We start from the raw sequence: 1,216 nt of genomic DNA, 5'->3' as shown, positions 1-1,216 counted from the left end.
CACCACAAACTGCTTCCGCCGTCCCATACACCCATTTTAGACCTGCCCTCACCTGTGGTCATTCACTAGGGGCGTGACGGCCTGACCCCTGGGGCTCGACACCGCCGCTGGCGCGTTCGCTGCTCCGGCCGGGCGGCCCGGGCAAGGTCCCCGGAGGCGTCCGGAAAGAGGAGCATCCGGGCCAGGACAGGAAGGGTACAGGTGGCCCTGCTCGGCCCGCACGTTGCCCCAGCCCTCAGCGGGCCGGGTACTGCTCGTCGCTGACGTGTTCCATCCAGTCCACGGCCTTGCCGCCTTGTTCCTCTTGAACCGCGATGTGGGTCATGGCCGTGGTGGGGGCCGCGCCGTGCCAGTGCTTCTCGCCGGGCGCAAACCACACCACGTCCCCCGGCCGGAGTTCCTCGATGGGGCCGCCCTCGCGCTGGGCGAGGCCGCAGCCCGCCGTCACGATCAATACCTGACCCAGCGGGTGGGTATGCCAGGCCGTGCGGGCACCGGGTTCGAACGTGACGCTGTTCCCGGCGGCGCGGGCCGGGGCCTGCACCGGAAACAGCGGGTCGATGCGGACGGTGCCGGTGAACCACCCGGCGGGGCCTTTGCCGGAGGGCTGTGAACCGCTGCGCTTGATCTCCATGGTCTTGCTCCTTTCCCGGAAACCGTTTGTTCCGTCTCCCTCTGCTCCTCAGGCCTCGGGGTCCGGTCGGGTTGGACCATGACAATAACGACTCAACCAACGGCTCAGCCGCAATCCGTATGAGGCCTCGGCGCGGCTTTGTTGATGAAACAGGTCCAGGCGGCGTGCCTCCACGCCCTTCAGGGTTCCGGCACGCTTGGCTCAGGCAGCCCGAACGGGGACCGCCCGGCATGCCTCTGGTCTACGCGCGGGACCCCCAGGACACGACCTGTCAGAGCCTGAATATCCCTGTGCCTGAAGAGCAATTCGGGAGCAAGTCCAGCGGCGTATGCGCGGACTGCACGCATTTTCTTCGCCAGCAGGGCGCAAGGCCAGGTCTTGATGGAGGCCGGGTGCAGGACGCTGCCGCTCCCAGCATCAAGCGACGGGAAGCTTTTCCCTGCTCGGCACGGCGGCACCCCACCCGACTTGCCCGAACCCGCGCCGATATGTACACAACCGGGACGTGCTTGGAGCAGACCAACGCCGTTTAGGGCCTGGTGAGGTTATGGGCGAGCACCGCTAAGACGACACGGAGCCGCA

At 67.3% G+C, this 1,216-nt stretch carries 1 protein-coding gene; it reads right to left on the bottom strand.

Going from position 1 to position 1,216, the window contains the following annotated elements; all coding sequences use genetic code 11:
* Nucleotides 1–235: 235 nt before the first annotated feature.
* Nucleotides 236–634, bottom strand: a complete 399-nt coding sequence (locus tag DEIPH_RS17510; RefSeq protein ID WP_034360771.1) for a (R)-mandelonitrile lyase — start codon at nt 632–634, stop codon at nt 236–238.
* Nucleotides 635–1,216: the final 582 nt, after the last annotated feature.

This window comes from Deinococcus phoenicis, assembly GCF_000599865.1.
Classification (GTDB): Bacteria; Deinococcota; Deinococci; order Deinococcales; family Deinococcaceae; genus Deinococcus; species Deinococcus phoenicis.
Note: the sequence above shows the minus strand (reverse complement) of the source record. Positions and strands in the feature narration are given on the sequence as shown.

Excerpts from the sequence above, each read along its gene's own strand:
- DEIPH_RS17510 (WP_034360771.1), bottom strand. The coding sequence starts at position 634 with ATGGAGATCAAGCGCAGCGGTTCACAGCCCTCCGGCAAAGGCCCCGCC.